This is a genomic window from Bacillus sp. AFS001701, assembly GCF_002559405.1.
In the GTDB taxonomy this organism is placed as follows: Bacteria; Bacillota; Bacilli; order Bacillales; family Bacillaceae_G; genus Gottfriedia.
Genome location: NZ_NTZO01000301.1, coordinates 1 through 3,616, shown reverse-complemented (window position 1 = coordinate 3,616; position 3,616 = coordinate 1). Strand labels below are relative to the sequence as shown.

Below are 3,616 nucleotides of genomic sequence, written 5' to 3'. Positions count from 1 at the left end.
GATTTATATGATATAGTTCACTTAATTTCAATTGAAATAGCACATTATTTTTGGAGTGTGTAGTCTACGAAATTAGCTAGCATGCCAAAAATAAGATAATCTAAATAAAATCTTAGTACCGAGTGAGTGAAACAAATGTCAATTAAAATGAGATTTCTGTTGTCTTATATTGGAGTGATTCTTTTTTCAATCACATTATTATTGGCAGCAGGTTTTTTAATAATTTTTGCAATAACAGGAGATGTAAAGTCAGTAGAAAATCTTTACAAAAAGACTTATGTACAAAAGCCTTTGACTACAGTTGAAGAAAGTGTGTTTCTTGATTTGAAGCTACTTGCTAAACATAATCCTAAGCAGTTACTTAATAAGAAGGAACTCAAAAGTATTGAGCATAAAGATATCGGAATAGTTGTGCGAAAGGGAAAACAGATCGAGTACGCGTCCCCGTCGTTAGACAAAAAAGTGTTGGAACAAGCGCTTCCTGGGTTTGAGGAAACGAATATTAATACTCGCGATACGATTAAAATTAATGATTTGTTTTTTACGTATGTGAAATTTGATTTTTATTTTCCAGATCAAAGCCAAGGGAGTATTTTTGTCTTAAAGAAGGCAAGCTCATATACTGAGGTTATTCGTAATCTTTTTCCAATTTTACTAGGCTTATTGTTATTTTTATTTATTATGATAATCGGAATGCTAAACTATTTAGTTTCCCGAAGCATTATTAAGCCAATCTCAAAACTTAAAAATGGAGCAGAAAAAATTAAAGTTGGGGATTTGAATTTTGAAATTGATACGAGTTCAAATGATGAAATCGGTGTATTAAATAAAACGTTTGAGGAAATGAGAATCAAATTAAAAGAGTCGATCAATCTACAGATACAATATGAGGAAAATCGTAAAGAGCTATTGTCCAATATCTCACATGATTTGAAAACACCGATTACTTCAATAATCGGATATGTGGAAGGGATAAAAGATGGTGTAGCAAATACTCCAGAGAAAATGGAAAAATATTTATCTACTGTTTACTCTAAAGCAAAGGATATGGATTCATTAATCGATGAATTGTTCTTATTTTCTAAGCTGGATCTAAAAAAGGAACCATTTCATTTTGAAACTTTCGAGTTGAATAAATATATAGGGAGCTATATAGAGGAAATTTATTTAGATTTATTGCAGCAAGGCATCAAGATAGAATTTAATCAGTCAAATGAATCAATCAATGTTACTGCGGATCGAGAGAAATTAAAAAGAGTATTGTCGAACTTAGTAAGCAATTGTGTAAAATATATGAACAAAGAAGAGAAGAAAATTTCATTTTCATTAAATGAACAGATAAATGAAGTAATTGTTGAAGTATCTGATAATGGACAAGGTATTGATCCTGCTGCATTACCATTTATTTTTGAACGTTTTTACCGTGCAGAACAATCAAGAAATTCACAAACTGGCGGTAGTGGTTTAGGACTAGCAATCGCAAAACAAATTGTTGAAGAGCACGGAGGGGAAATTTGGGCAACTAGTGAGATTGGTAAAGGGACAAGTATATTCTTTTCCTTGAAGAAAGGTGAGAGAAATTGAAAGAAATATTACTGATTGAAGATGATATAAGCATTGCAGAATTACAAAGAGACTATTTAGAAATAAATGATTTTCGTGTAGATATTCAACATAATGGCGATGAAGGCCTTCAACATGCACTAAAAGGAAATTATGATTTAATCATTTTGGATATCATGCTGCCTGGAAAAAATGGTTTTGAAATTTGTAAAGAAATACGTGCGGTAAAAAACATTCCTATTTTATTTGTATCTGCTAAAAAAGAAGATATCGATAAAATTAGAGGCCTCGGTTTAGGTGCGGACGATTACATTACAAAGCCATTTAGTCCTAGTGAACTCGTTGCAAGAGTAAAGGCACATTTATCCCGATATGAAAGGCTAGCAGGTAACAATACCGTTTCAAAAACAATTTTCGTTCATGGAATATCAATCGATCGTTCAGCTCGTAAAGTTTTTATTAACGAAAAAGAAGTATCCTTTACGACAAAAGAATTTGATTTAATGGTGTTTTTTGTAATGAATCCGAACCAAGTTTTAAGTAAAGAACAGCTCTATGAAAAGGTTTGGGGCCTCGAATCAGCGGCAGACGTTTCAACTGTAACTGTCCATATTAGTAGATTACGTGAAAAAATAGAAAGAGACCCTACAAACCCTAAGTTCTTGGAAACAGTTTGGGGAGCGGGATATCGATTTAATGTTTAAAAATCGTCACATAGTGGCGGTTTTTTATTTATAGGAACCAATTAAGTTGTTTTACTAAATTAACTATAACTAAAAGACAGATTAGTTGAAGAAGAATAATTGTAAAGGATATTTCAAAAACTTATAATTAGAGTTTATTTCAAACATGGAGGTTACCAATTTGGTTGTTTTAGGAACAAGTAATTTTTATAATGATACAACTTGTAATGTCAGAGATGGCTTTTTAGAACTTATAGTAGTAGGAAAATCACTATTTTGAGGGTATATAATATTATTACTCTATTACTTATTGGATTTTTAATTAATTCAACTCAAATAACTGAAGCAATCAAAGAGGTCCTTTTTTGGAACAGCTAATGTCGCACTCATTAAACCATGAAGTGGTTCAATACATTAAAGTTAAAATGATTCTGGGCAACAACGTGTATTCAGTATCAACGATGGTTTTCAAGAACTAGTACTCAGAAAGGTAGTATACTGGCTTAATAATTCTAGTCAAGTTAATGGAACAATCGAGAAATCTATAGGTAACCCATCGAATAAATTGATGTTAAAAACGGCAAACGATGAAGTGATTACTTTCGACCCTGCTTATACATGTATAAGTGACAATAAACGCCAAACCTGCACAGCTAAGGATGGTGAAATAATTGTTTCGCAAAATAATCAAAAAATACGATTAAAGTCACAATCTCTTTATGATTGGCTCATTGTAGGGTGGAGAAAAGAAATTGACGGACCTATTAAAGAAGAGTTGCTTGAAGAAGCATTGTATTCACGATATCTAAATTATTTGGGTCCTTCTTATTCAGATTTTTTTATGTGTACAGAAATCAAAATCGAACCCATTGATGGGGATCCTAGGAGACATTTCATTTTCGCTAGTGCTTTAAACTATGGTCATCATGGTGGAGATTTTGATAAACTTACTTTTTCTGTAAGAGATTCTAACCTAACAGGGTTACAAGTGACAAATATAAAAATTGAGAAACATATTTCGCAAGAAGCAAGCATAAAACAATGCCAAAAGTTCGATTAAATAATGTTTATACGTAAAGGGCGTTTCTTTTAGAGGGGAACGCTTCTTTTTTATTATTTCGTCAAATTAAAGTGATCAAGCATACAATAGTGGACTTTTAAAAGCTGCAATTTTTTGAAGTAAATGGAAGGACCGTTCAAGAAGTCAAAGGTTTTTCATAGTTAATAACTAACTTTCCTTTAGTTAAACGGACAAATAAACAACTAAAATTTAATTGTTTTTTAATTTCGTATGACTGTCTAATTGGACAGTCATTTTTTGTTCAAAAAACATTAGAGGCAATCCATAAAGAAATATTATTAAAAATTTA

General features: G+C 31.5%; 3 protein-coding genes. All 3 read left to right on the top strand.

Going from position 1 to position 3,616, the window contains the following annotated elements:
- The first annotated feature begins 135 nt into the window (after nt 1–135).
- Nucleotides 136–1,584: a sensor histidine kinase gene (locus tag CN514_RS18560; protein WP_098233879.1), complete on the top strand. Its 1,449-nt coding sequence runs from the start codon at nt 136–138 to the stop codon at nt 1,582–1,584.
- The gene (locus tag CN514_RS18555; RefSeq protein WP_098233878.1) at nt 1,581–2,267 is read left to right on the top strand and encodes a response regulator transcription factor; all 687 of its coding nucleotides are present in this window, start codon (nt 1,581–1,583) and stop codon (nt 2,265–2,267) included. The genes CN514_RS18560 and CN514_RS18555 overlap by 4 nt, the downstream gene beginning before the upstream one ends.
- Before the next feature lie 547 nt (nt 2,268–2,814).
- The gene (locus CN514_RS18550) at nt 2,815–3,306 is read left to right on the top strand and encodes a hypothetical protein (protein WP_141529418.1); all 492 of its coding nucleotides are present in this window, start codon (nt 2,815–2,817) and stop codon (nt 3,304–3,306) included.
- The last annotated feature ends 310 nt before the right edge of the window (nt 3,307–3,616 follow it).